The organism is Amycolatopsis sp. FDAARGOS 1241, assembly GCF_016889705.1.
Classification (GTDB): domain Bacteria; phylum Actinomycetota; class Actinomycetes; order Mycobacteriales; family Pseudonocardiaceae; genus Amycolatopsis.
This window is the reverse complement of record NZ_CP069526.1, coordinates 4,667,860-4,691,126: the sequence shown is the minus strand read 5'-3', so window position 1 is coordinate 4,691,126 and position 23,267 is coordinate 4,667,860. Positions and strand designations below refer to the sequence as shown.

20 protein-coding genes are annotated in these 23,267 nt (G+C 71.9%); 13 read left to right on the top strand and 7 right to left on the bottom strand.

From position 1 onward, the window contains the following. Nucleotides 1-4 precede the first annotated feature (4 nt). On the bottom strand, nucleotides 5-2,821 hold the full coding sequence (locus tag I6J71_RS23150; protein WP_204096607.1) for an AAA family ATPase: 2,817 nt from the start codon (nucleotides 2,819-2,821) through the stop codon (nucleotides 5-7). 131 nt (nucleotides 2,822-2,952) lie between these two features. Between I6J71_RS23150 and I6J71_RS23145 the strand changes: the two genes are divergently transcribed. Next, complete coding sequence (locus I6J71_RS23145) at nucleotides 2,953-3,375, top strand: PPOX class F420-dependent oxidoreductase (RefSeq protein WP_204096606.1); 423 nt, start codon at nucleotides 2,953-2,955, stop codon at nucleotides 3,373-3,375. Between the two features lie 104 nt (nucleotides 3,376-3,479). On the opposite strand, the gene I6J71_RS23140 is transcribed toward I6J71_RS23145, so the two are convergent. Then, the gene (locus tag I6J71_RS23140; protein WP_204096605.1) at nucleotides 3,480-4,382 is read right to left on the bottom strand and encodes a LysR family transcriptional regulator; all 903 of its coding nucleotides are present in this window, start codon (nucleotides 4,380-4,382) and stop codon (nucleotides 3,480-3,482) included. Between the two features lie 94 nt (nucleotides 4,383-4,476). Between I6J71_RS23140 and I6J71_RS23135 the strand changes: the two genes are divergently transcribed. The 3 genes from I6J71_RS23135 (at nucleotide 4,477) to I6J71_RS23125 (ending at nucleotide 7,546) form a co-directional block, all read left to right on the top strand. Then, nucleotides 4,477-5,322 carry an oxidoreductase gene (locus tag I6J71_RS23135; protein WP_239155215.1) on the top strand — a complete coding sequence of 282 codons (846 nt, stop codon included), beginning with the start codon at nucleotides 4,477-4,479 and terminating at the stop codon, nucleotides 5,320-5,322. A 420-nt stretch (nucleotides 5,323-5,742) separates the two neighbouring features. After that, nucleotides 5,743-6,339 (top strand): PadR family transcriptional regulator, encoded by a 597-nt coding sequence (locus tag I6J71_RS23130; RefSeq protein WP_204096604.1) that lies wholly within the window; start codon nucleotides 5,743-5,745, stop codon nucleotides 6,337-6,339. Between the two features lies 1 nt (nucleotide 6,340). After that, on the top strand, nucleotides 6,341-7,546 hold the full coding sequence (locus I6J71_RS23125) for an NAD(P)/FAD-dependent oxidoreductase (RefSeq protein WP_204096603.1): 1,206 nt from the start codon (nucleotides 6,341-6,343) through the stop codon (nucleotides 7,544-7,546). Between the two features lie 137 nt (nucleotides 7,547-7,683). Here the strand turns inward: I6J71_RS23125 and I6J71_RS23120 are convergent, their stop codons facing one another. Next, on the bottom strand, nucleotides 7,684-10,440 hold the full coding sequence (locus I6J71_RS23120) for a LuxR family transcriptional regulator (protein ID WP_204097201.1): 2,757 nt from the start codon (nucleotides 10,438-10,440) through the stop codon (nucleotides 7,684-7,686). Between the two features lie 90 nt (nucleotides 10,441-10,530). On the opposite strand from I6J71_RS23120, the gene I6J71_RS23115 reads away from it, so the two are divergent. Next, on the top strand, nucleotides 10,531-11,403 hold the full coding sequence (locus tag I6J71_RS23115; RefSeq protein WP_239155213.1) for a DUF427 domain-containing protein: 873 nt from the start codon (nucleotides 10,531-10,533) through the stop codon (nucleotides 11,401-11,403). Next, the gene (locus I6J71_RS23110; protein WP_204094079.1) at nucleotides 11,403-13,109 is read left to right on the top strand and encodes an MOSC and FAD-binding oxidoreductase domain-containing protein; all 1,707 of its coding nucleotides are present in this window, start codon (nucleotides 11,403-11,405) and stop codon (nucleotides 13,107-13,109) included. Before I6J71_RS23115 ends, I6J71_RS23110 begins: the two co-directional genes overlap by 1 nt. 33 nt (nucleotides 13,110-13,142) lie before the next feature. Here the strand turns inward: I6J71_RS23110 and I6J71_RS23105 are convergent, their stop codons facing one another. Then, nucleotides 13,143-13,487 (bottom strand): helix-turn-helix domain-containing protein, encoded by a 345-nt coding sequence (locus I6J71_RS23105; RefSeq protein WP_204096602.1) that lies wholly within the window; start codon nucleotides 13,485-13,487, stop codon nucleotides 13,143-13,145. A 116-nt stretch (nucleotides 13,488-13,603) separates the two neighbouring features. Here I6J71_RS23105 and I6J71_RS23100 point away from each other — a divergent pair, with 116 nt between their 5' ends. The 4 genes from I6J71_RS23100 to I6J71_RS23085 all read left to right on the top strand — a co-directional run bounded on the left by I6J71_RS23100 (nucleotide 13,604) and on the right by I6J71_RS23085 (nucleotide 17,620). After that, on the top strand, nucleotides 13,604-14,509 hold the full coding sequence (locus tag I6J71_RS23100; RefSeq protein WP_204096601.1) for an LLM class flavin-dependent oxidoreductase: 906 nt from the start codon (nucleotides 13,604-13,606) through the stop codon (nucleotides 14,507-14,509). Then, on the top strand, nucleotides 14,506-15,804 hold the full coding sequence (locus tag I6J71_RS23095) for an FAD-binding oxidoreductase (protein WP_204096600.1): 1,299 nt from the start codon (nucleotides 14,506-14,508) through the stop codon (nucleotides 15,802-15,804). Before I6J71_RS23100 ends, I6J71_RS23095 begins: the two co-directional genes overlap by 4 nt. Before the next feature lie 378 nt (nucleotides 15,805-16,182). After that, nucleotides 16,183-16,380, top strand: coding sequence for a hypothetical protein (locus I6J71_RS23090; protein WP_204096599.1), 198 nt, complete (start codon nucleotides 16,183-16,185; stop codon nucleotides 16,378-16,380). Between the two features lie 169 nt (nucleotides 16,381-16,549). After that, nucleotides 16,550-17,620: an LLM class flavin-dependent oxidoreductase gene (locus I6J71_RS23085; RefSeq protein ID WP_204096598.1), complete on the top strand. Its 1,071-nt coding sequence runs from the start codon at nucleotides 16,550-16,552 to the stop codon at nucleotides 17,618-17,620. A gap of 475 nt (nucleotides 17,621-18,095) precedes the next feature. Here the strand turns inward: I6J71_RS23085 and map are convergent, their stop codons facing one another. Beyond that, nucleotides 18,096-18,866 (bottom strand): type I methionyl aminopeptidase, encoded by a 771-nt coding sequence (gene map / locus I6J71_RS23075; protein ID WP_204097199.1) that lies wholly within the window; start codon nucleotides 18,864-18,866, stop codon nucleotides 18,096-18,098. A 199-nt stretch (nucleotides 18,867-19,065) separates the two neighbouring features. Between map and I6J71_RS23070 the strand changes: the two genes are divergently transcribed. From I6J71_RS23070 to I6J71_RS23060, 3 genes are read left to right on the top strand one after another with little or no spacing between them, the layout of a single operon-like run. After that, nucleotides 19,066-20,085, top strand: a complete 1,020-nt coding sequence (locus I6J71_RS23070) for an extracellular solute-binding protein (RefSeq protein ID WP_204096596.1) — start codon at nucleotides 19,066-19,068, stop codon at nucleotides 20,083-20,085. Then, nucleotides 20,086-20,928 (top strand): ABC transporter permease, encoded by an 843-nt coding sequence (locus I6J71_RS23065; protein WP_204096595.1) that lies wholly within the window; start codon nucleotides 20,086-20,088, stop codon nucleotides 20,926-20,928. Nucleotides 20,929-20,940: 12 nt separating this feature from the next. Beyond that, the gene (locus I6J71_RS23060) at nucleotides 20,941-21,972 is read left to right on the top strand and encodes a sulfate/molybdate ABC transporter ATP-binding protein (protein ID WP_204096594.1); all 1,032 of its coding nucleotides are present in this window, start codon (nucleotides 20,941-20,943) and stop codon (nucleotides 21,970-21,972) included. Between the two features lie 78 nt (nucleotides 21,973-22,050). Here the strand turns inward: I6J71_RS23060 and I6J71_RS23055 are convergent, their stop codons facing one another. Continuing rightward, on the bottom strand, nucleotides 22,051-22,341 hold the full coding sequence (locus I6J71_RS23055; protein ID WP_204096593.1) for a hypothetical protein: 291 nt from the start codon (nucleotides 22,339-22,341) through the stop codon (nucleotides 22,051-22,053). A 97-nt stretch (nucleotides 22,342-22,438) separates the two neighbouring features. Continuing rightward, nucleotides 22,439-23,263, bottom strand: a complete 825-nt coding sequence (locus tag I6J71_RS23050) for a DMT family transporter (protein WP_204096592.1) — start codon at nucleotides 23,261-23,263, stop codon at nucleotides 22,439-22,441. Nucleotides 23,264-23,267 lie beyond the last annotated feature (4 nt).

Genomic DNA, 23,267 nt, shown 5'->3' with positions numbered 1-23,267 from the left:
GCCCTCACGGTGGACCGGGCCGGTCGGACCCGAACCCGGGTGACACCCCGGCCGTCCCTGGGGCGTACCCGGGTTCCGCCGGCCGCGGCAAGGCGCGCAGTTGCTTGCGCGACGTGACGCCGAGTTTGCCGAACACCTTGCCCAGGTGCCATTCCACCGTGCGCGGGCTGAGGAACAACCGCGTCCCGATCTCGGCGTTCGACAGGCCTTCGCGCACCAGCCAGGAGATCTGTGCCTCCTGCGCGGTGAGCTCCTGACCTCCTCCGGCGACGCGCCGGCGCGGCAGGTCCCCACCGGGGAGCAGCTCACGCTCCGCCCGGCGGGCGAACGCGGTCATCCCCATCTCCGTGAACAGGTCGTGCGCGGTGCGCAACTGTTCGCGCGCCGCGCGTCGCCGCCGGCCGCGCCGCAGCCACTCGCCGTACAGCAGGTGGGCTCGCGCCAGTTCGCCGCGCACCCGCGTCCGGCCGAGGCGGTGGATCGCCTCCCGGTAGTTGTCCTCCGCGACCGTGCCGTCGGTGCCCAGGGCCCGGCACCGCGCCTCGATGCCGAGCGCCCAATCCGTGCCGCTGACCCGGGTGTGCGCGGACAGCCGCTGCAACGCCTTGGCGGCCGTCCGCGGCTGTCCATTTCGGACTGTCGCTTCGATGCGTTCGGCCATCATCCACAGACCGGCGCCGACCAGCAGTGGCTCGCGCTCGACGAGGTCGGTCGCGGCCACCACGTCGCCATAGCGGCCCAGGCTGTTGCCCAGCAGCGCCTCCGCCCAGGCGTAAATCTGTGCTCCGGCGCCTTCCCCCCGGGCCAGCACTTCACCGCGGGTGGCGGCGACCAGCCGCGCGGTCTCCTCCGCCCGGCCCTGCCAGGCGGCCAGCATGACCGCTGCGTAAGGCGCGAGCCCGACTCCGATCGCGTAGGCGAGGACGTCGATCTCGCCCACCAGCGGGGCCGCCTCGGCCAGCTCGCCCAGGACCACGTGCACCGCCACCCGCGAGGTCACGGCCAAGGGCAGCGTGGTGAGCGCCCCGGCCGCGCGAGCTCGCTCGACGTGGTGCGTCGCGAGCCGCTCCCAGCTCCGGTAGTCCCACAGATCGGGCGCCGTCGTGCCGGCCAGCCAGAGCCAGCGCAAGTCGTCCGCGCCGGCGTCGGCGGCGTCGCAGAACCCGCGCAGTGCGCGCTTCAGCAGGTGGCTGCCGGCGGCGAGCTCTCCCGTGTCACGAGCGGCCAGGCCGTCGAGGAGCAGGTCCGCCGGGACGGGCGGTTTCGGTGCCGCGGGAGCGCGTCGAGCCGCCTCCGCCACTTCCACGACAGAACCGCCGACGGCGAGGTGGAGCGCGAACCGCGCCGCGGACAGGGCTTCCAGGTAGGTGTCCCTGGCCAGGCGCGCGTCGAACGACTCGAGCTGCTGAGCCGTCTTCAACAGCAGCATCGGCGCCTCCGCGCCGCGGCTGACCGCGAACGCCACCTCCGCCCGGAGCAGGTTGACCTTCGCGTGGTGCAGGTCGCCGAGGTGGCCGGCCTGCGCCACCGACAAGAGGCCGAGCGCCGTTTCGGGGGCGCCCGCGTCGAGTGCTGCCCGCGCGGAGGCGAGCGCGCGCTCGGCCCGCCTCGCCGGGTCGCGGGTGAGCTCGACCGCCCGAGCCAGGAACGCCGCGGCGGCGGGCAGACCGCCGCGTGCCTGCGCGCGGCTCGCCGACTGTTCCAGCTCGGCCGCAACCTCGTCGTCCGGCCCGGTGACGGCCCGGGCGCGGTGCCAGGCCCGGCGATCCGGGTCGGACGTGGGGTCCGTGCACTCGGCCAGCGCCCGGTGCGCCCGCCGCCGTTGCCGCTCGGTGGCGCCGTCGTAGATCGCCGAGCGCACGAGCGGATGGCGGAACGAAACCCGCGCGCCGAACTCGACGAGCCCCGCGGCCACGGCCGGGACCGCCGCGTCCACGCCCACCCCCAGCCGTGCGGCGGCGTCCCACACCAGTACCGCGTCGCCGAGCGGGTCGGCCGCCGCGACCAGCAGCAGCCGCCGCGACGCTTCCGGCAGCCGTGCGACCCGGTGGCGGAACGCTGGCTCGACCCCGCCCGGCAGCACCCGGCCGGCCGGCAGCCCGAACCCGCCGGCCAGCTCGGTCGGCGGCAGGTTCCGCGGAAGCTCCAGCAACGCCAGGGGATTCCCCCCGGTGTCCGCCACGATCTGCTCCACCACGCGCTCGTCCACCGGTCCCGGCAGCGCCGCCCGCAGCAGCGCCCGAGCGTCGCCGGCCGGCAATCCCGGGACGGGCAGTTCGGTGAGCCCGACCAGCACGGCGCCCGGCTCCCGGTTTCGCGTCGCGAAGACCAGGCCCACGGAATCCGCGAACAACCGGCGTGCCGCGACCGCCAGCGCGTGGGTCGAAGCGCGATCCAGCCACTGCAGGTCGTCGACGAGGCACAGCAGCGGGCGCTCGGCACCGGCCTCCGCCAGCAGCCCCAGCACGGCGAGCCCGACGAGGAGCCGGTCCGGGGCCGGACCCTCGGTCAGGCCGAAGGCGATGCCCAGCGCCTGACGCTGCGGGGCCGGAAGGCGATCTAGCCGGTCCAGCAGCGGCACGCACAGCTGGTGCAGGCCCGCGAACGGCAGCTCCATCTCGGCCTGGACCCCGGCCGTGCGTAGCACCCGGCACTCGCCGGCGTGTGCGGCCACGTACTGCAGCAGCGCCGTCTTGCCCACGCCGGGTTCGCCGACCACCAGCAGTGCGCGACCCCGCCCCGCTCGCACGGCTTCGACCAGCCTGTCGAGCGTTGCGCGCTCCCGATGCCGGCCCAGCAGCACCCGATCGCCTCCGTCCACCAGCTCTCCGGCGTCGCCGGCTCGCTCCCGCCGAGAGACCAGTTTATGGCGGCTCCGGCGGCACGGGGAGGTCTTCGGCCGTGGCGCCGGCCGCCTTGCTTCGGCTGCGGCGCGGACGGATGCTGAACGGCATGACCAAAATGGAAGAGAACGAGTGGAAGGCGTTCATCGCGAAAGGTACGCGCACCGGCAAGCTGGCCACCGTACGGGCGGACGGCGGCCCCCACATCGCACCCGTGTGGTTCCTCCTCGACGGTGACGACCTCGTCTTCACCACGGAGAACGTGACCGCGAAGGCCCACGACCTCACCCGCGACGGACGCGCCGCGATGTGCATCGACGACGAAATACCCCCGTACTCCCACGCGGTGCTGTGGGGACACACGGAGATTTCCGAGGACCCCGGACAACTGCGCACCTGGGCGACGAACATCGCCGCGCGGTACATGGGCCAGGAGCGCGCCGTCGAGTTCGGCGAACGCAACAGCGTTCCCGGCATGCTGCTCGTGCGGATGCACGTCGAGCACGTCAGCGCATACGCGGCCATCGCCTGACGCGGCCTCCTGCGAAAACCGCACACACCGACGGCGCGCTCGCGCGACCGTCCACAGTGGCTTGAGCGCCCCTCGCCGGTTTCCCTGCGTTCGGAGCCGGACAGTCAGCCCGCCTGGGTGAAGTCGGTCGAGGCGGCCACCTCGGTGACGACGTCCAGCAGCGCTCGCAACGCCGCGGAGTTGTTGCCCGACAACCAGACCATCTCGGTCGACACGAATTCTCCGGTGATCGGCACGAACACCACGCCGGTGCGGCGCAGGCTGCCCGCCGATCGGGCGAGCCGCGTGATGCCGACTCCGGCGGTGACGAGTGCGAGCAGCGCTTGGACGCTCGCGTCCCGGTGGACCACATCGGGGACGAATCCGGCCGCCTGGAAGGATTTGTCGAACGCCTCGTGCCACGGTTCCCAGGAACTGCGCGGGGTCAGCACCCAGCGTTCGCCGGCCAGTTCGGCGAGGCTCAGCTCGGCGCGATCGGCCAGCGGGTGCCCTTCGGGCAGCACGGCGCACACCGGCTCACTGACGAGCGTCCGGGTTTCCAGGCCGCTCACGAGCGGCGGCCGGGTGAACGCGACGTCGTAGTGGCCTTTCCGCAGCCCCTCGACCAGCAGGGCGATCGACGTCTCTTCCGTGGTCAGCCGGAGTTCCGGGAGCCGTTGCCGGACGGCCCGCACCACCGGAGGCAGCAGGTAGTTCGTGGTGGTGGCGAGGAAAGCCAGGCAGAGGCTGCCTGCCTCACCTCGCGCGGCCCGCGCCACGACGTCGAACGCTTCGTCGGCCCGGGTGAGCACCGCGCGAGCCTCGGGGAGGAACAACGCGCCGACCGCCGTCAGGCTGGTGCCCCGGGTGTCGCGGTCGAGGAGCTTCACGCCGAGAATGCGTTCCAGGAGCGTCATCTGCTGGGACAACGACTGCTGGCTGATCATGAGCCGTTCGGCGGCACGCGTATAGCTGGACTCCTCCGCGACAGCGACGAAATACCTCAGCTGCCGAAGATCAGGGGTCACAGGAAAAGCCTACAACTACGACAGGTAACCGGTGTTGGACGGCTCGGAGGTGGTGAGACGACCATTGACCTCGGTAAACACCAACGTGAAAGGCATGGGAATGACGAACGACACACCGGGCCGCGTCTGGCTGATCTCGGGCTGCTCGAGCGGCTTCGGCCGGGAGCTCGTGCGGGCCGCACTGGCCGCCGGTGACCAGGTGATGGCCACCGCGCGCCGCCCGGAGACCCTCGCCGACCTCGCGCAGGCGGGCGGCGACCGGATCAGCACCGCGGCGATGGACGTCACCGACCCCGCATCCATCCGCGCCGCGGTGGACGCGACGCTGGCCGTGTTCGGCCGCATCGACGTTCTGGTGAACAACGCCGGGATCAGCGTCATCGGTGCTGTCGAGGAAACCTCGGTCGAACACCTGCGCAGCATGTTCGACGTCAACTACTTCGGTGCGGTGGAACTGACCCAGGCCGTCCTCCCCGTGATGCGCGAGCAGGGGAGCGGGACGATCGTGGTGATGAGCTCGCTCGGCGGCGTGATGACCTTCCCGGGCCTGAGCGGCTACAACGCCACCAAGCACGCGCTCGTGGCACTGGGTGAGGCGCTGTCGATCGAGCTTTCCCCGCTGGGCATCCGGGTCGTGGTGGTGGAGCCGGGGATGTTCCGCACCCAGTTCAGCACGAGTCTGCAGTGGACCCCGGAGAACCCGGCCTACGACGCGACCTCGGGCGAGCTGCGGCGGATGGTCAAGAGCGTGGTGGGGCAGGAGCCGAACGACCCCGCGAAGGGCGCCGCGGCGATCCTCGAGGTGCTCGACGCCGAGAACCCGCCGCTGCACTTCCTCCTCGGCGAAGACGCGCTCGAGGGGCTGCGCAACCACCACGAAGCCGTGCTCGCCGACGCCGGCGCCTGGGAGGAGCTCAGCCGTTCGACCACGGCTTCCTGACCGGCCCGGACCACCGAGCACTGTGGACGGTTCCCCCGCTCGTCGCTGATTCCCGAGGCGCCGCGGCCGGTCCGTATACGCCGGTCTCGGCCACGGCGCGAACGAGCAGCTCGCTCCCGCCCACGGTGCGACGCGTTTCCTCGGGTCCGGTGACCGGACGAGCAGGGTGCCAACCCGACGGCCGGGGCGCCGACGACGGCTTCGACCGCGTCGGCGCCCCGGTGATCATCCGGGCAGCCCTGCGCGGCTGCGTCCACGGCGCAAGCGCGCTCGACACCCACGTCGCCACACTTGCTCTTCCGCCTCAACCTCGTCTTATCAGCTGCTGCCCGTCCAGCTAGTTGGTATCAATTAGTTGACCCTGACTAGTCGATCCTGGATAGTACTCGTACGGATCGGAACAGACCTGCGGAGGATGAGATGGCGACCCGGCGGAAGGTGTCCAACCTGCTCGGGCTGGCGGTGCTGGCGTACCTGAGCCGGCAGCCGATGCACCCCTACGAGCTGGGGCGGACCCTGAAGTCGAACGGCGACGAGCGGTCCATCAAGTACAACCACGGCTCGCTCTACATGGTCGTGCAGCAGCTGGCCAAGGCGGGCTTCGTCGCCCCGTGGGAAACCGAGCGGGACGGCTCCCGGCCGGAGCGCACGGTCTACGCGCTCACCGACGCCGGCCGCGCCGAACTGCACGACTGGTTGTGCGAGCTGATCGAGCAGCCGCAGCGCGAGTACCCGAGCTTCATCGCCGCGTTGTCGCTGGTCGCCGGACTGCCGCCGAGTGAGGTCGTGCCGCGGCTGCGTATCCGCGCGGACGAGCTGGCCGAGCAGATCGCCGAAGCGCGGGGCGTCATCGACCGCTCGCTGGCCGAGGGCGTCAGCCGGCTGTTCCTGATCGAGGAGGAGTTCCGGGTCGCGATGCTGACCACGGAGCTGGACTTCGTCCGGCGGTTCATCGGGGAAATCAACCAGCCCGGCGGCTACGGCCGCATGTGGCGCGAGTTCTACGAGGAGAAGTGACATGACCGGCAAGGTGACGACGGCCTTGATCATCGGCGGCGGGATCGCGGGCCCGGTGGCCGCGATGGCCCTGCAGCGGGCCGGCATCGAAGCAGTCGTCCACGAGGCCCACGAGCGGACGGCCGACGGTGTCGGCGCCGGCCTGTCGATCGCGCCCAACGGCCGGCGCGCGCTCGAGGTGCTCGACGCCGGCCACATCGTCGACGACATCGGTGTCCCGATGACGAGCATGGTGTTACGCAGCGGGACCGGCAAAAGGTTGGCGACCTTTCCCGTCGAGGGAGCGCGCACGGTGGCTCGGGCCGAGCTGTACCGCAACATCTACGACGAGGCCACGTCGCGCGGAATCCGGTACGAGCACGGCAAACGGCTGGTCCGCGCGGAGCAGGACCCCGACGGCGTGACCGCGTACTTCGCGGACGGCGCCGGCGCCCGGGCGGACGTGCTCATCGGCGCGGACGGCATCCGCTCGACCGTGCGCACCCAGCTCGACCCGAACGCCCCGGAGCCGAGCTTCGTCGGCCTCAACAGCGCGGGCGGCTGGGCCCGCGACACCGGCCTGCCTTCGACCCACGGCGAGACGCACATGGTGTTCGGCAAGCACGCCTTCTTCGGTTACCAGGTCTTCGACGACGGCGACGCCCTCTGGTGGATCAACCTGCCCAGCGCCGAGCCGCTGACCGTCGCGCAGATGAAGCAAACGCCAAATGCCGAATGGCTGCGCCGGTTCCGCGAACTCGCCGCGGCCGACAATTCTGCGGTCCCGTCGATCATCGACGCGGTCGCACCGCGGGAACTGGTGCTCACGGCGGCTTCCGAGTACCTCCCGCACGTCCCGACCTGGCACCGCGGCCGCATCGCGCTCATCGGCGACGCGGCACACGCGCCGTCGTCGAGCTCTGGCCAGGGCGCGTCCTTGTCCCTCGAGGACGCCGTGGAGGTGGCCCGCTGCCTGCGCGACCTGCCGACTGCGGACGAAGCGTTCGCCGCGTTCGAGTCCCTGCGCCGCCCGCGCATCGACCGCGTCATGAAGGACACCGAACGCACCAACAACCGCAAAACGGCGAGCGCCTTCGGCCGGGTCCTGCGGGACCTGCTCTTCCCGGTGGCGATGAAGCTGTTCGCCAAGCCGGAGAAGGCGGCTTGGCTGACCGGCCACGAGATCGGCTGGAACGCCCCGGTCACGGCCGTACCGGTCGCCGTCTGACCGACCGGCGGCCGGATCCGGGGCGCTGCGTCGGACCCGGCCTTCGGTTTGCCCGGGAGGCGGCCGTCAAGAGACGTCACGCACCGCCCTCGGACCAGGCATCGGGGGGTCTTGCGCGTCCGTGCACTCGGCGGAGTTCAGTGCGGTAGCGCCTGGACGAGCTGGCTGCGGGAGGTGACGCCGAGTTTGGTGAACACCTTGCGCAGGTGGTACTGCACGGTGCGGGCGCTGATGAACAGCCGCGTCGCGATTTCCGGGTTCGACAGGCCGTCGCGGGCCATGGCGGCGATCTGGGCTTCCTGGGCGGTCAGCTCGTCGAAGCGGCAGGCGTCGACGCGCTTGCGGACGGGGCTGCCCGCGGCGCGCAGTTCGCGCGCGGCCCGGTCCGCGAAGGCGCCGATGCCCATGGCGTCGAGCTGGGTGTGGGCGGTGCGCAGGTGTTCGCGCGCGTCGAGGTGCCGGCGAACGCGGCGCAGCCATTCGCCGTAGAGCAAGTGGGTCCGGGCGAGCTGGACGCGCATCCGCGTGCGGGCGAGGTGCTCGAGCGACTCTCGGTAGAGGTCCCCGGCCACTTTTCCTTTGGACAGCAAGGCTTCGCCGCGCAGCTGCATGCCCAGCGCCCAGTCGGTGCGGGCGGCGCTCGTCATGGTGGCCAGGCGCGCATGTGCGTCGAGCGCGAGGTCGTGGTGATCGCTGCGCACGGCGGCCTCGATCAGTTCGGGCAGCACCCAGACCAGCTGCCCGGGATCGTGGTCGTATTCGACGGCGCGCAGCGCGGCTTCGAACGCTTCGGCGTAGTGGCCGAGGCCGTTGCCCAGCACGGCCGTCGCCCATTCCGCGAACGTGATCCCGACCCCTTCGCCGCGGCTGGTCACGTCGCCGACGGCGTCTCGGATCACGATTCGCGCCACCGTCTCGTCGCCGCGGAACGCGGCCAGGCCCAGCGCGCCGTAGGGGGCGAGGTTGCTCCCTGTCAGCTCCTCGATGGCGCGGACCTCGTCGCTCAGCGATGCCACGGCGACGAGGTCACCGGAGAACAGCAGCAGGTACGAGCGCGACGTCAGCGCCAGGGGGAGCTCGCTCAGCGCGCCGGTGTCGCGCGCGAGGTGGAGATGGCGGGCCGACAGCGCGTCCCACGCGCCGTCGTCCCAGATCCGCAGCGCGACGATGCTCGCCAGATACAGCCAGTGGAGCTCCTCCTCGACGGTCAGGCCGGAATCGAACCCCCGCAGCGCTTCACGCAGGACCGGGAACCCGGCCGCACAACCGTGCCTGATGGTCGCCGCCAGGCCGTCGAGCAGGAGGTCAGGCGCGCGTCGTTCGTGTCGTGGGGGCGGCGCGTCGCCCGCGGCCTGCGCGACTTCCAGCAGGTCCCCGCCCCGGCCGGCGAGGCGCCCGGCGAAGATCGCGGCATACAGGGCTTCCAGGTAGGTCGCCCGCGACAGTTCAGGGTCGACCGATTCGAGCCGCCGGGCGGCGTTCACCAGCAGGAGGGGCGCGTCGCTGCCGCGGTTCGTGACGAAGGCCAGCTGCGCCCGGATGAGGCCGGCCTCCGCCTGCTGGAAGTCGGTCGATGGCCCGGCCTCGGCGAGGAGGAGCAGGTCGACGGTCGCCTCGAGCGCGCCGGCCGCCAGTTCGGCGTGCGCGGCGGACAGCGCTCGACCCACTCGTCGTTCGGGGGCGGGAGTCAGGTGGGCCGCCTGCTGCAGGAACGCGGCCGCCGCGGCGAGGCCGGCGCGGACCCGGGCGCGATTCGCCGACCTTTCCAGTTCGGCGGCCACTTCCTCGTCGGGCCCGGGTGCGGCCCGAGCGCGGTGCCAGGCGCGGCGGTCGGGGTCGGCCCGCGGGTCGGTGGCATCGGCGAGTGCGCGGTGCACGCGGAGCCGGTCGGCCGGGGTGGCCGAGCGGTAGACGGCGGAGCGCGCGAGGGGGTGGCGGAACCGGATCCGGGTACCGAAGACGGCCAATCCCGCTTCGTGCGCCATCGTCGCGGCGCCGGCTTCGATCCCGAGTCCGGCGATCGCGCGGTGGACGAGCGCGGGATCACCCGACGGATCACTCGCCGCGGTGAGCAGCACGAGCCGAGCGGGCGCGGTGAGCGCGCGGTATCGCCGGCCGAAGGCCTCTTCGATGCTGCCCGGCAACGGCGTCGCGCCGGGGAGCCCGAACCCGCCGGCCAGCTCGGCCGGAGTCAGGCCGAGGGGGAGTTCCAGGAGCGCGAGCGGGTTGCCGTCGGTCTCGGCCACGAGCTGGTCGCGCACGCGGGCGTCGATCGGGCCCGGGAGCACCTCGTCGAGCAGGGCCCGGGCGTCGGCCGGGCGCAGGCCGTCGACGCGCAGGCGCGGCAGCTTCGCGAGGTCACCACCGGCGTCGCGAGTCGCGAACACCAACCCGACGGCTTCGGCGCCGAGCCTTCGCGCCACGAACGCGAGGACCTGCGCCGACGTGCGGTCGAGCCACTGCTGGTCGTCGATGAGGCAGAGCAGCGGCCCGTGCTCGGCGGCCGCGGAGAACAGGCTCAGCACGGCAAGGCTCACCAGCAGCCGATCGGGTGCCGGCCCGGCGCTGATCCCGAACACCGCGCCCAGTGCCGCGCGTTGCGGTTCCGGCAGCTCGCCGAGGTGGCGGAGCAGCGGCGCGCACACCTGGTGCAGCCCGGCGTAGGCGACCTCCATTTCCGACTGGACGCCGCCACCTGCCACCACGCGACAGCCCGGCGCGCCGGCGAGATGCCCCAGCAGCGCGGTCTTGCCGATACCGGGTTCGCCGTGCACCACCAATGTGCGGCTGCGGCCCGCGCGAACGTCGGCTGCGAGTGCGTCGAGCACCGCGCATTCGGCGCGCCGGCCGACCAGTTCCGCTCCGCGCCGTGCACCGGACGAGTCCGACGGCATCCGCACCGGCCCACCGTACCTCGCCGAGTGGCTAGCCACTGGCGGATGCGTCCCGCGTGGCGCGTGCAGCAGAGTGGGGTGTCCGGCGAAGTGGAAAGGAAGGAACCGATGGGCCTGTCCTGGCAGCAAGGACCGCTCGCACCCGGCGCGGTCGGGCGGTTCCTCGTCCCGGATCCGCTGCCCGAGCGGATGCCGTTCGCCGAGCCGCTGCGCCGCCGGATGCGCGTGCGGTTCGGCGGAACGTGGATCGCCGACAGCGAAGACGTGGTGCTCCTGCACGAACCCGGCCGGTACCCGGTCGCCTACTTCCCCCTCGGCGATGTCGCCGACGGTGTGCTGGAGCCGACCGACCACACCACTCGCCACCGCGACTTCGGGCCGACGGCGTGGTACACGGTCGGTGCCGGGGACGCCGTCAAGCAGCGCGCGGCGTACGAGCACGTCGAGCTGCCCGCCCACGCGGTCGAACTCCGCGGCCGCGTCGCCTTCGCGTGGCGCGCGATGGACGCGTTCTACGAGGAGGACGAACGCGTGGTCGGGCACGCCGCCGATCCCTACCACCGCATCGACATCCGCAAGACGAGCCGGCACCTGAGGGTGCACCACGAAGACCGGGTCGTCGCCGACAGCACCCGGCCGCTGGCGGTGTACGAATCCGGTTTCGCACCACGCTGGTACGTGCCCCGCGACGACGTCGACTTCTCGGTACTCGCGCCCGCGAAGGGCCAGACTTTCTGCCCGTACAAGGGAATCTGCAGCTACTTCGACATCGCCGGCGAGCGCCGCGCCGCGTGGTCCTACGAGAACGCGTGGCCGGGGGTGCAGCAGGTGTCCGGGTTCGTGTCGTTCGAGCCGGACAACGTGCAGGTGCACCTCGACGGCGTCCGCCTGCGGCTGGAACCCGGTCAGACGGTGGTCGCCCACGGCATCGACCGCGACCTGACCCTCGACGAGGTGAAGTGATGACCGCGATGGTGCTGTCGGTGAACGTCGGGCTGCCGAAGGAGGTGTCCTGGGAGGGCAGGACTGTCCACACGGGAGTGTGGAAGCGTCCGGTCGGGGGGCCGGCGATGGTGCGGCGGTTGAACATCGACGGTGACGGGCAGGGGGACACGGCCGGTCACGGTGGTGAGCAGCGGGCGGTGTTGGTGTATCAGCTCGGCTCGTACCGGCATTGGGAGAGGTATTTCGGCCGTGGGGGGCTGGAGTACGGGTCGTTCGGGGAGAACTTCACCGTCGAGGGCCTGGCGGATGACGAGGTGTGCATCGGGGATCGTTATCGCATCGGTGAGGCCGAGTTCGAGGTGACGCAGCCGCGGGTGACGTGTTATCGCGTCGGCCTGCGGATGGGGGAGCCGGAGTTGCCGGCGTTGCTGGTGGCCCACCACCGGCCCGGGTTCTACTTCCGGGTGCTGCGCGAAGGCCACGTCTCGGCGGGCGACGAGATCGTCAAGACCCGCACGGGCCCCGGTGCGCTGAGCGTGGCCGACACGGATGCGTTGCTGTACCTGCCGGGCAAGGACCGGGAGAAGCTCAAGGTTGCCGCCGAGATCCCGGCGCTGAGCCCGGGCTGGCGGCAGTCGTTCGAGGATCTGCTGGCCGTGGACGCGGAGTCGGCGGGCCCGGCGTGGGACGGGTTCCGGCGGCTGCGGGTGACCGCGGTGGAGCCCGAAAGCGCCACGGTGTCGTCGGTGTATCTCGAAGCCGCGGACGGCGGTGCGCTGCCTGCGGCGCGCGCGGGCCAGTACCTGACGGTCCGCGTCGCGGGCGCTGCGCAACCGGCGCCGGTGCGCAGCTACTCGCTCTCGTCCGCGCCGGGGCCGGACGGTTACCGGATCAGTGTCAAACGCGAAGGTGTGGCGAGCACGTACCTCACGACACAGGTGCCGGCCGGCGCGGTGCTGGACGTCGCGGCCCCGCGCGGGGACTTCGTGCTCGGCGACGGCACCGGTCCGGTGCTGCTGGTGTCGGCGGGCATCGGCGTCACCCCGGTGCTGGCGATGCTGTACGACCTGGCGGCGCGCGGCAGTGCACGCGAGGTGTGGTGGATCCACGGCGCCCGCGGACCGGAGGAGCACCCGCTCGCCGACGAAGCGAGCGAACTGGTGGCGTCCCTGCGCAACGGATGCTCACACGTGTTCTACAGCCGGGCGACCGAGGCCGAACGCGGGTTGGCCGGCGCCCGGGCGGGCCGGCTGAGCAAGGACGCGCTGGCCGAGCTCGGCGTGCCCGCCGACGCCACCGCCTACGTCTGCGGCCCGGCCGCGTTCATGACCGACATGACCGCCGCGCTGACCTCGGCCGGACTCGACCCGGCGCGGATCCACACCGAACTGTTCGGCGCGCTCGACGCCATCAACCCCGGGCTCGTCGGGCAGACCACCCGCCCACCCCACCCACCGGCCGGGCCGCCCGGCACCGGACCCGTCGTGACCTTCGCCCGCAGCGGCGTCGCCGCCCCCTTCCCCGGCGGCAGCCTGCTCGAATTCGCCGAAGCCTGCGACGTGCCCGCCCGCTGGAGCTGCCGCACCGGCGTCTGCCAGACCTGCCTCACCCCCGTGCTGTCCGGCTCGGTCGACTACGCACCGGCACCACTGGAGCCACCGGCCGCGGGCCAGACCCTGCTGTGCTGCTCCACCCCCCACACCGACCTCGTCCTGGACATGTGAAAGGAAATCCTGCACCGCACCCTCGAAGTCGTCTCAGGCCTGCTCGGCTCGCCGTTCGGAGCCCACGCGCCAGCGTTGCTGCCAGTGGATCAGCGGCATCAGCCCGACCAGCAATTCGCGGCCGGACTCGGTGAGGGTGTAGCGGATCTCGACCGGCGTGGTCGGGATCACGGTCCGCTGGAGGAGTTTTTCCTCCTCCAGCTCCTTGAGGCGCACGGCCAGCAGCCGGCTGGAGATGCCGTCGACCGCGTGGTGCAGCTCACCGAACCGCTGCGCCCCGCGGGCCAGGGCGAGCAGGATCGCGGCGCTCCACTTGCGACCGACGAGCTCGATGCTGCCCTGGAACTCTCGGCACGATGCGTCGTCGATGCTGCCCACGTCTCGGAAAGTGGCTGGTTTCCTCGTCACTTACCAATAGTAACTCGCTTACTTCGGGTTTGCGAGGTGTGGTTCCCGTGCGGATCGTGGGCTTCGGCTCACGAAGGAGAAGCACCATGACCGAAGCGAACACAGCGGGGCGGACCGTGACGTTCGGAGTGAACGTCGATCCGGTTGCCGTGCCCGCGGACGAGCTCGTCGCCCTGGCGCGGGTGGCCGAGGACAGCGGGTTCGACCTGATCGGCATCCAGGACCACCCCTACCAGGCGCGGTTCTACGACACGTGGACACTCATCGCGTACCTCGCGGCGAACACGCGCTCGATCGCGTACACGCCGAACGTCGCCAACCTCGGGCTCCGGACGCCGGCGATGCTCGCGAAATCCGCCGCGACGCTGTCGCGATTGCTCGGTGGCCGCCTCGTCTGCGGGGTCGGTGCCGGGGCATCCGGTGGGCCGATCCCGGCGATGGGCGGCATCGACCGGTCCGGGCCGGCGATGATCGCCTACGCGGAGCAGTCGATCGAGCTGATGCGCACGGCGTTGCGCGGTGACATCGTGAAGCTGCACACCGACCAGTTCGACGTGCGCGGGTACCGCGGCGGCCCCGCCGCATCCGTGCCGCTGTGGGTGGGTGGCCGGATGCGGAAGATGCTCGGGGTGATCGGACGGGCCGCGGACGGGTGGCTGTCTCCGGGCAGCTCCTCCCTCAAGCCGGGGATGGTGCCGCGCCTGAACTCCCTGATCGACGACGCCGCCGTCGCGGCCGGCCGGGACCCGGCGAGCATCCGGCGGATCTACAACGTGCAGGGCGTCGTCGGCCGGCCGGGCGCCGCGGACCTCGCCGGACCGGTCGAAGCCTGGGTCGAGTGGCTCGTCGACTGGGCCGGCCGCCTCGGTTTCGACGGGTTCGTGTTCTGGCCGATGACCGATCCGGCCCACCAGACCGCGGTGTTCGGCAACGAGGTCATCCCGCGGGTCCGCGAGGCACTCGCAGCACGAACCGCGGTGGCGCCCCGATGAAGATCACGGTTCCGCCGGCGCTGGCCGGCCGCGTGGTCCGGCCCGGTAGCCCCGAGTACCGGCTGCTGCGCTCGACCTACACCAGAGTCCACTCGCCCGCCGCGGTCATCGTGGTGCGCACGCCCGAAGAAGTCCGCGCCGCGCTTTCGGTGGTGCACGACACGGGCCTGCCGCTCGCGGTGCGCAGCGGTGGCCACTCGCTGTCCGGGCGCTCGTCCAACGACGGCGGGATCGTGATCGACCTGTCCGGCCTGCCCCGCGTGGACGTCGTCGACCGGGCCGCCCGGTTGGTCCGCATCGAGGCGGGCGCCCGGTGGGGCCGCGTCGCAAGGACCCTCGCCGAGCACGGCCTCGCGCTCAGCTCGGGTGACCACGGGAACGTCGGGGTCGGCGGCCTGGCCACCGCGGGCGGGATCGGCTGGCTGGTGCGCAAGTTCGGGCTGACCATCGACCGGCTGCGAGCCGCCGAGGTCGTGCTGGCCGACGGGACGATCACCACCCTCGACGCGGAACGCGACCCCGAACTGTTCTGGGGCCTTCGCGGCGCCGGGGGAACGCTCGCGATCGTCACCGCGTTCGTGTTCGAAGCGGTGGAGATCACCAGGGTCGCGGTGGCGCAGCTGCAGATCGAGGTCAGCGACGCCCGCAGCTCGCTGGTCGCGTGGGACGAGTACCTGCGCACCGCTTCCCGGGAACTCACCGCGACGATGACGCTCTTCGGTGGCCGCAGAGGAACAGCGATCGCTCAGCTCACCGCCGTGTATGCGGGCGACGATCCCCCGACGGCGTCACGGGTCTTCCGGCCACTCGGCGACCTCGGCCCCGTGCGCGACAGCACCGCCCAGCTGATGCCCTACCGCGCGCTGGTGCCGGTCGCGCACGAACACCCGAACGTCGGGCAGCAGGATTCGTTCGTCCGCAACGGTTTCGTGGACAAGCTGGACGACGAGGTCGAGCGCCGGGTGTTCGGCCTGGCGGCGACCCCCGGGCTGCTGGTCCAGATCCGCGCCCTCGGCGGCGCGATCGGCGACGTCGACGAGGACGCCACCGCCTTCGCCCACCGCCACCAGTCCGCGATGATCGTCGGCGCCGTCTGGGGCGCCGGCAACGTCGTGACGCTCGACGAGTCGATCGCACCCCTGGCCCGCCGCTTCACCGGTGCCTACGTCAACTTCGACGCGGACGGCGACCGCGCGATCGCCGACCTGGCGTTTCCCCCAGCAACCCGCCGGCGCCTCGCCGACCTGAAACAGCGCGTCGATCCACACGGTCTCTTCCCGGGTTATTCGGTGTAGGCCACCGTGATGCTCAGCCCCATCGGACGTGGGTTTCCGAACTCGGCGCGCAGCACCACTCGACTCTCCGCCGCCTACCTCCGCGAGACAGGTGCAACGCACCCGACGGTCGACTGCCACTGGGCCGGCAGCACCCCGGCCGAGCTCGCCGCGCGCACCGGCGCCGCACGGCAGGCTCGACAGCACCTACCTCGCGCCCGCCGGAGACGAGCTCCCGCTGTTCACCACCAGCATGACAAGCTGCTTACGTACACTGTGGACAAGGCCGCGCCGGCCCGAAGCGCTCCGCACGCGCCTGGAGCGGCGCACGCCGTACACCCAGGTTTTGCCGCGGCTCGTGCCGGCGCAGCCGGAGGCCGTGCGCCGGCCGGGTTCGCCGTGTCGGGCTCGGAGAGCGCGGCGGGACAGCTGTCGCAGTCGGTGCCGGTGACGGTGCCGGTGGTGATGGAGATCGACCGCACGCCCATGGCGCTGACCGTGCCGGCGCCCGCGACCGACGGCAACCTCCCGCGCCTGGTCCCGATGCTGCGCCAGTACGCGTCGTCGATCTCCCGGTCGATCGCCCAGGCCGGCTGACGCCGGTCACCGGCGGGCGGCCTTCACCGCATTGACGTCCGCGTCGTCGTGCCTGAAGCCCATGGGGTGCTTCCGCGCGGCGGAAAGGTCTGGTCGACTGCTCCCGCCTCCAGGCGCCAGAGTGTGGGGGGACACCCACCGGCACGCGAAGAAGCGGAAAGGTCGTCGCATGGTTTTGGAGTTCGGGATCTTCGATTCGTTCGACCTCGCCCACGGCGGCGTGGGCGAGCTGCTCGACGGCCGGCTGCGGTTCGCGCAGGAGGTCGAGCGGCTGGGCTTCGCGCACTACCACGTGACCGAGCACCACGGCACACCGTTGTCGGTGTGCCCGTCGCCCAACCTGTTCGTCGCGGCGCTGAGCAGGCTGACGGACACGATGCGGCTCGGCACGGTGGTCAACGTGCTGCCCGCCTACGAGCCGTTCCGGCTGGCGGAGGAGATCGCCACGCTGGACCAGCTCACCCACGGCCGGCTGGACTTCGGTGTGGGCTCCGGCATCAGCCCGCTGGAACTCGGCATCCTCGGCGTGCGGGGCGACCAGGCGCGCGAGATCTACCAGGAGACGCTCACCGCGGTCACGCACGCGCTCAAGAGGGGCCGGATGACGCACCGGGGCACGCTGCTGCGCGACTACGACGCGGCGCTGTCGGTGGCTCCGGTCCAGACCCCGTACCCGCAGCTGTGGTATGCCTCGGGCAGCGCGGTCACCGCCGAGTGGGCCGCCGCGAACGGCATCAACTTCGTCACCCGCTGGGAGGGCGGCGCGGTCGCGGAGGTCGGCACCAGGTTCTGGGCCGCGTGGGACAAGCACCGTGGCGACGACGACCGCCTCAACCCGATCACCGGGCAACCGCGCTTCGGCATTTCCGGCCCAGTAGTCGTCGCGGGCAGCCAGGCCGAGGCCGACGACGTCTTCGGCCGCGCCAACGAGCTGCACGAGCGGCGCCTGCTGCAGCTGTGGCACGAGTACGACGACCACCGGCTCGACGGTGTGTTCAGCGCGCAGCACGTGCTGGAGAAGGGCAACGGCATCGTCGGCACCGCCGATTCCGTGCGCGACGAGATCGTGGCGCAGGTCGAGACCTCCGGCGTGAACTACCTCGAGCTCAAGATCATCTTCGGCGACCTCGGCGTCGACGACGCCATTGCGACCGCGCGGACGATGATCGAGCACGTCGCGCCGGCCGCCCGCGCGGCCGCGGACAAAGCGGCCCGCCGGCTCGGCCTGCCCGTCTCATGATGGCCCGGCGGGTGCACGTCGAGTCGGGTGAGCTGGAAGCACAGCCGGTGACGGCGTCGCGTTCCCTCGGCGTGCCGTATGCCGCGCCGGCGACGCGGTTCCGGCCACCGGAGCCGCCGTCGCGGTGGCGGGGCGTCCGGCCCGCCGTGCGGTTCGGTCCGGCACCGCAGCCGGGAAGCCTCCGGGCGCGCTTGGTCGTCGGACCGTTGGCGCCACTGGATGCCGCGTGCCTGGTGCTCACCGGGTGGGCACCAGGCAGTTCGGGATGTGAGTTACCTGAAATGGAGGCTGCCGGCCTAGCAGGGGACGGAGATGGCCGGTGTCGTGGTGCTGACTCGCACTGTCGACGGGCTCATCGGCCACAGGGCGATCCACTACCGTCCTTTTGGCGCCGTCGTGGAGTTCCCGGCCGGATCATTCGTCGGCGTTTGCTCGTGCCCGATGCGGGATGTCGGCCCTTGTGGTGTCAACGGTCCTACGGGTCGCGCCGCGTGAGCACCAGGGGAGCGTCGTCGGTGATGGCGATCGTGTGCTCGGAGTGGGCCGTGCGTGAGCCGTCGGCCGAGCGGATGGTCCAGCCGTCGGCGTCGTAGACGATCCGGTCGGTCGTGCGCGCGAACCAGGGTTCCACCGCGAGGGTCAGGCCCGGCCGCAGCTTCAGGCCACGGCCCGCCTGGCCCTTGTTGGACAGGTGGGGGTCCTCGTGCATGGTGCGCCCGAGGCCGTGCCCGCCGAACTCGGTGTTGACCGGATAGCCGTAGGCGCGAGCCACGGCCTCGATCGCCGCCGAGAGGTCGCCGAGGCGGTTGCCCGGACGGGCCACGTCGATCGCCGCCTCCAGTGCTTCCTCGGTGGCGCGGACGATCCGGAGGTCCTCCTTGGCGGCGGTGCCGACGACGACCGTGCGCGCCGAGTCGGCCACCCAGCCGTCGATGCCGACCGCGAGGTCCGCGGTGAGCACGTCCCCGTCGCGCAGGGGGTAGTCGTGGGGCAGGCCGTGCAGGACGGCGTCGTTGACGGACAAGCAGATGACGTTGCGAAACGGGCCCTCGCCGAAGGACGGCGCGTAGTCCCAGTAGCACGATTGCGCCCCTCGCCGTTTGATCACGCCGCGCACGTGGTGCTCCAGGTCCAGGAGGTTGACGCCCACGTCGGCGAGCCGGCCGACCTCGGTGAGCACCTCGGCGACGAAACGCCCGGCCACGTGCATGCGTTCGATCTCCGCAGGCGTCTTCAGTTCGATCACGAGTACCTCTCGCGTCATCGGTTCCGGTATTTCTATACCAGCACGCTAGCACGCTGCCGGTATACAAATACCGGCCCGGTCTTGACGTCTCGTGGGACCACGGGCGTCCCGATTGCACCAGGTGGCCTATTCGGCGCTGTTGTCGGTGGTGGTCCGATCGGTAGCCTGCTGACTCGGCGACGCGGCGGGAGGAGACGCGATGCGACGTGGCTTCGGGCTCAGGGTGCTGGCAATCGGCGCGGCTACGGCGGTCGTGGCTGCGTGCGCGGCGTCGCCCCCGGCTCCGTCGGCTCCGGCGAGTGGTTCCGCAGCTGCGGTCACCGGCACGCTGATCGTGAACGGGGCGGGCACGCTGGCCAAGCCGTTCACGGCGATGATCGCGGCGTTCAAGGCGCAGAACCCGGATGTGACGGTGCAGTCGCGTTTCGCCGGGAGCGTCGAGGTCGTGCGGGGCATCACCGAGTTGCACACCCCGGTCGACGTGCTGGGTGTGGCGGACTATTCGCTGATCCCGTCGAAGATGTACGGCACGAACGGGGGCACGCAGTTCGCGAACTGGTACGTCGGCTTCGCGGCGAACCGCAGCACCTTCGCTTACACCGACCGGAGCAAAGGTGCTGCCGGCCTGACTGCGGACAACTGGTACCACGTTCTGGCGCAGCCGGGGGCGAAGATCGGCCGGTCCAATCCGGACACCGATCCCTCGGGCTACCAGACGCTGCAGATGCTCGCGCTGGCGCAGAACTTCTACCACCAGCCCGGTCTGTCGGCCGCGGTGCTGGCGAACTCCCCGCCGGAGACCATGGTCGGCACCGAGACGCAGCTGTTGCCCGCGGTGTCGTCGGGCCAGATCGACTACTTGGGGATCTACCGCTCCGACGCGCTGCAGCACCACTTGAAGTTCCTCGACCTGCCGAGCCAGATCGACTTGTCCGACCCGGCGCAGGCCGCGACGTACGCGACGGTCAGCGTGCCGACGTCCTCCGGGCCGCGAACCGGCAAACCGATCGTGTACGCGCTGACCGTGCCGACCAACGCGCCCAACGCGGCCGCGGGCCTGCGGTTCGTCGAGTTCGTGCTCTCTCCGGCGGGCCAGAAGATCATGAGCGACAACGGGTTCACTGTGGTCGCCCCGGCAGTCGCGGGCGTCGCCGGCGGCGCGCAGCTGCCGGCTTCGGTGCAGCCGCAGACAGTGCCGGCCAAGCTGCCCGGGGGCTGAGTGAGCGACACAGTCGAACGGGGGCGGTGGAGCGTGGTGCGGGTGTCGCGCGGGCTGTTCCCGGCCCTGCTGTGGACGGCGAGCGGTTTGCTGCTCGGGTTCATCCTGCTGCCCGTGCTCGGGTTGGTCACTGCCACATCGCCCGGTGGCCTCCGCGCGGCAGTGGCCGACGAGGAGATCCGGGACGCGGTGCTGCTGAGCGTGCAGGACGCCGCGATCACCGCGGTGGCCGGCACCGTGCTGGGCGTTCCGCTGGCCTACCTGCTCGCCCGGCGCCGCTTCCCCGGGCACGCGCTGGTGCAGGCGATCGTGGATCTGCCGCTGGCGATTCCGCACACCGTCGCCGGGATCGCCCTGCTGTTCGTGTTCGGTCGCACCGGCTGGCTCGGTGCGCCGCTGCTGACCACGGGCCTGTCCTTCTACGGAACGCAGGCCGGGATCATCGTGGCGATGCTGTTCGTGAGCGCGCCCTTCGCCGTCAACAGCGCCCGGGTCGCGTTCGAAGCCCTGGACCCGAACGTGGAACGGGCCGCCCGGAGCCTGGGCGCCTCGCCGGGCCAGACGTTCCGGCGGGTCACCCTCCCTCTGGCCTGGCGCGGGGTCCTGACCGGCGCAGTGCTCGTGTACGCGCGCTCGATCAGCGAGTTCGGCGCCGTCGTCATCCTCGCCTACTACCCGGCCACCGCGCCGGTCGCGATCTACAACCTGTTCCTGTCCTCCGGTCTCGCCGAATCCGCGTCGGCCGCGGTGCTGCTCCTGCTCGTCGCATTGGCCACGTTCCTCGTGCTGCGCACGCTCGCGTCCGGGTGGCTCGTCGCCGGCGCCGCCCGGCCCCGGCGGTGACGGGTGCTCACCGTGTCCGACCTCCTCACCCGGGCGGGGTCCTTCCAGCTCGGGCCGCTGGACCTCACCGTCCACGCCGGCCGCGCCCTGGTCGTGCTCGGGCCCTCCGGCGCCGGCAAGAGCATGCTGCTCGACACCATTGCCGGGTTCCGCACTCCCCGGCGCGGCAGCGTGCGCCTCAACGGCCGGGACCTCACCGGCGTGCCCGCCGACGAGCGCCGGATCGGCGTGGTGTTCCAGGACGCCGCTCTGTTCCCCCACCTGTCGGTTCGCGACAACGTCGGCTTCGCCCCGGCGTTGCGGGGGCGACGCCACAGCCCCGAGATCGGGGAACTGCTTGCCCGGTTCGGCATCGCGCACCTCGCTCACCGAGCGCCGCGCTCCCTCAGCGGTGGGGAACGGCAACGAGTCGCGCTGGCCCGAGCGCTCGCCGCGCGCCCGGCCGCGCTCCTGCTGGACGAACCCCTGTCGGCACTGGACCAGCCGGTGCGCGAGGAGCTGCGCGAGGTCCTGCGCGCGACGCTGCTGGACCTGGCCGTGCCCACGATCCACGTGACACACGACCGCGACGAAGCGCTCCGCCTCGCCGACGACCTGGCCATCCTCGACGCCGGCACCCTGCGCCAGACCGGTCCTGCCGACCAGCTCACCCGTCAGCCCACCGACGCGGTCACCGCACGCCTGCTCGGCTGGACGGAACTCGGCCCCGCCACTCCCGAAGCGGGCGGCTTGCACGTCGGGGACCTGGCGATCGATCCCGCGCTCCTCGGCGCCCCGGCGACGCGCGGGACCGTGTACTACCGCCCGGAAGAGGTGCGCGTCGGTGGTCCGGACCAGTACTCATCGGCCTTGCGGGTGCGGACCAAGGTCGTCGAAGTCGTGCCGACCGTCCCGCTGGCCCGGGTTTTGCTCGCGACCACACCACCTCTGGCTGCCCTCGTGCTGCACCGCGACCTCCCGGGGCTCGCGGGCGAGGTGGACGTCACCGTGCCGGGGCACGCGTTGCGCCTCATCGAATCCTCAGCACCGGCGCCCCCGTCGTAGGGAGTGCGCCGGCCGGACGGCCGACCGCTCGTTTGCCGGGCGGTCCGAAGTAGCCTGTGGGGCCGGTGGAGTTCTGCGCTAATCGTGCGAACGGCCGTACGGGCGCTGGGAAGCGCCCTTGTAGCCTTCGGCGTCTTCGCCGGGGTCCGGGCCGATTTCCTCTCCGCGGCGCGTGGTGCTGTCACCCGCTCCGAACGGCGAGCCGGGCTCGGTGTCGGTGTCCGAGAGCGTGCCGCCGGGCGAGTAGTCGCGGTCGGGGCCGGATTCGTGGTCGGGCTTGCGCCGCGCCTTCGTGGCTGCCTCCGCGGCGGCGTCGCCTTCGGTGCCGATGTCCTCCGACCAGCCGTGCTGGTCTTCCTGACCGGCCATCGTGTGCTCCTTTCGGCCGGACTGAGCGACCTCAACGGGTCGTGTCCCGGTGCGTACCCGGCCAGGAGCGGGTCAAACACGCCGGAGTGCCTGGGCGTCAGGTGGTCGTGAGCAGGACGACGGCTGCCGCGGCGGTGAGCAGGCCGCACACTTGGAGTGTGCGTAGTCGTTCGCCCAGCACGAGGATGCCGAGCAGTACCGGAAGCACAGGGTAGAGCGACGACAGGACCACGGCGATCACGACGAGCTGGTGCCGGGTCGCCAGCAGGTAGCACAGGAGCGCCAGCGCCGCGGCCGCGCCGGCGAGGGCGGACAGGGTGAGGCGCCACGGGGGGAGATGCAGCCCGCGGAAGGCGGCCCACGGCGCGAGGGTGAGGATGGCCGCGACGCGGCCGGCGACGAGAGGCCACGCGCCGGCCGCGGGCTCGGCTTGCGCGAGAGCGAGGTACTGCACGGCGATTCCGGCACTCGCGATCAGCCCGTCCACCGCTGGGCCGGCTCGGGCGCCGGGCCCGGGGCCGGTGCGCGACACCAGCCACAGAGCCGGCACGGCGATCACGATGCCGAGCCACGTCAGCAGGGCCGGTCGCTCGCCGAGGAAGGCCACGCCGGCCAGCACGGGCAACGCGACACCGGCCACGGCGCTGGTGGGCACGACCACGCTCATCGCGCCGCGCGCCAGGCCCCGGAACAGGAAAACCATGCCCACGCCGGTGCCGACGCCGGAGAGCGCGCCCCAGCCCAGGTCCGCGGGGCAGGCGGCGGACGGCAGCAGCGGCGCGACGGCCAGCGCGAGCACGGGCCCGCCGACTTGCCCGATCAGCGCCACGGCGGCGAACGGTGCGCGGCGTGCGACGAGACCACCGACGAAGTCGGACAGGCCGTAACAGACCGCGGAAACCAGCGCGAGCAGTGGACCCATGAGG

Excerpts from the sequence above, each read along its gene's own strand:
- I6J71_RS23145 (WP_204096606.1), top strand. The coding sequence starts at position 2,953 with ATGACCAAAATGGAAGAGAACGAGTGGAAGGCGTTCATCGCGAAAGGT.
- I6J71_RS23135 (WP_239155215.1), top strand. The coding sequence starts at position 4,477 with ATGGGAATGACGAACGACACACCGGGCCGCGTCTGGCTGATCTCGGGC.
- I6J71_RS23130 (WP_204096604.1), top strand. The coding sequence starts at position 5,743 with ATGGCGACCCGGCGGAAGGTGTCCAACCTGCTCGGGCTGGCGGTGCTG.
- I6J71_RS23125 (WP_204096603.1), top strand. The coding sequence starts at position 6,341 with ATGACCGGCAAGGTGACGACGGCCTTGATCATCGGCGGCGGGATCGCG.
- I6J71_RS23120 (WP_204097201.1), bottom strand. The coding sequence starts at position 10,440 with ATGCCGTCGGACTCGTCCGGTGCACGGCGCGGAGCGGAACTGGTCGGC.
- I6J71_RS23110 (WP_204094079.1), top strand. The coding sequence starts at position 11,403 with ATGACCGCGATGGTGCTGTCGGTGAACGTCGGGCTGCCGAAGGAGGTG.
- I6J71_RS23100 (WP_204096601.1), top strand. The coding sequence starts at position 13,604 with ATGACCGAAGCGAACACAGCGGGGCGGACCGTGACGTTCGGAGTGAAC.
- I6J71_RS23095 (WP_204096600.1), top strand. The coding sequence starts at position 14,506 with ATGAAGATCACGGTTCCGCCGGCGCTGGCCGGCCGCGTGGTCCGGCCC.
- I6J71_RS23085 (WP_204096598.1), top strand. The coding sequence starts at position 16,550 with ATGGTTTTGGAGTTCGGGATCTTCGATTCGTTCGACCTCGCCCACGGC.
- I6J71_RS23070 (WP_204096596.1), top strand. The coding sequence starts at position 19,066 with ATGCGACGTGGCTTCGGGCTCAGGGTGCTGGCAATCGGCGCGGCTACG.
- I6J71_RS23055 (WP_204096593.1), bottom strand. The coding sequence starts at position 22,341 with ATGGCCGGTCAGGAAGACCAGCACGGCTGGTCGGAGGACATCGGCACC.
- I6J71_RS23050 (WP_204096592.1), bottom strand. The coding sequence starts at position 23,263 with ATGGGTCCACTGCTCGCGCTGGTTTCCGCGGTCTGTTACGGCCTGTCC.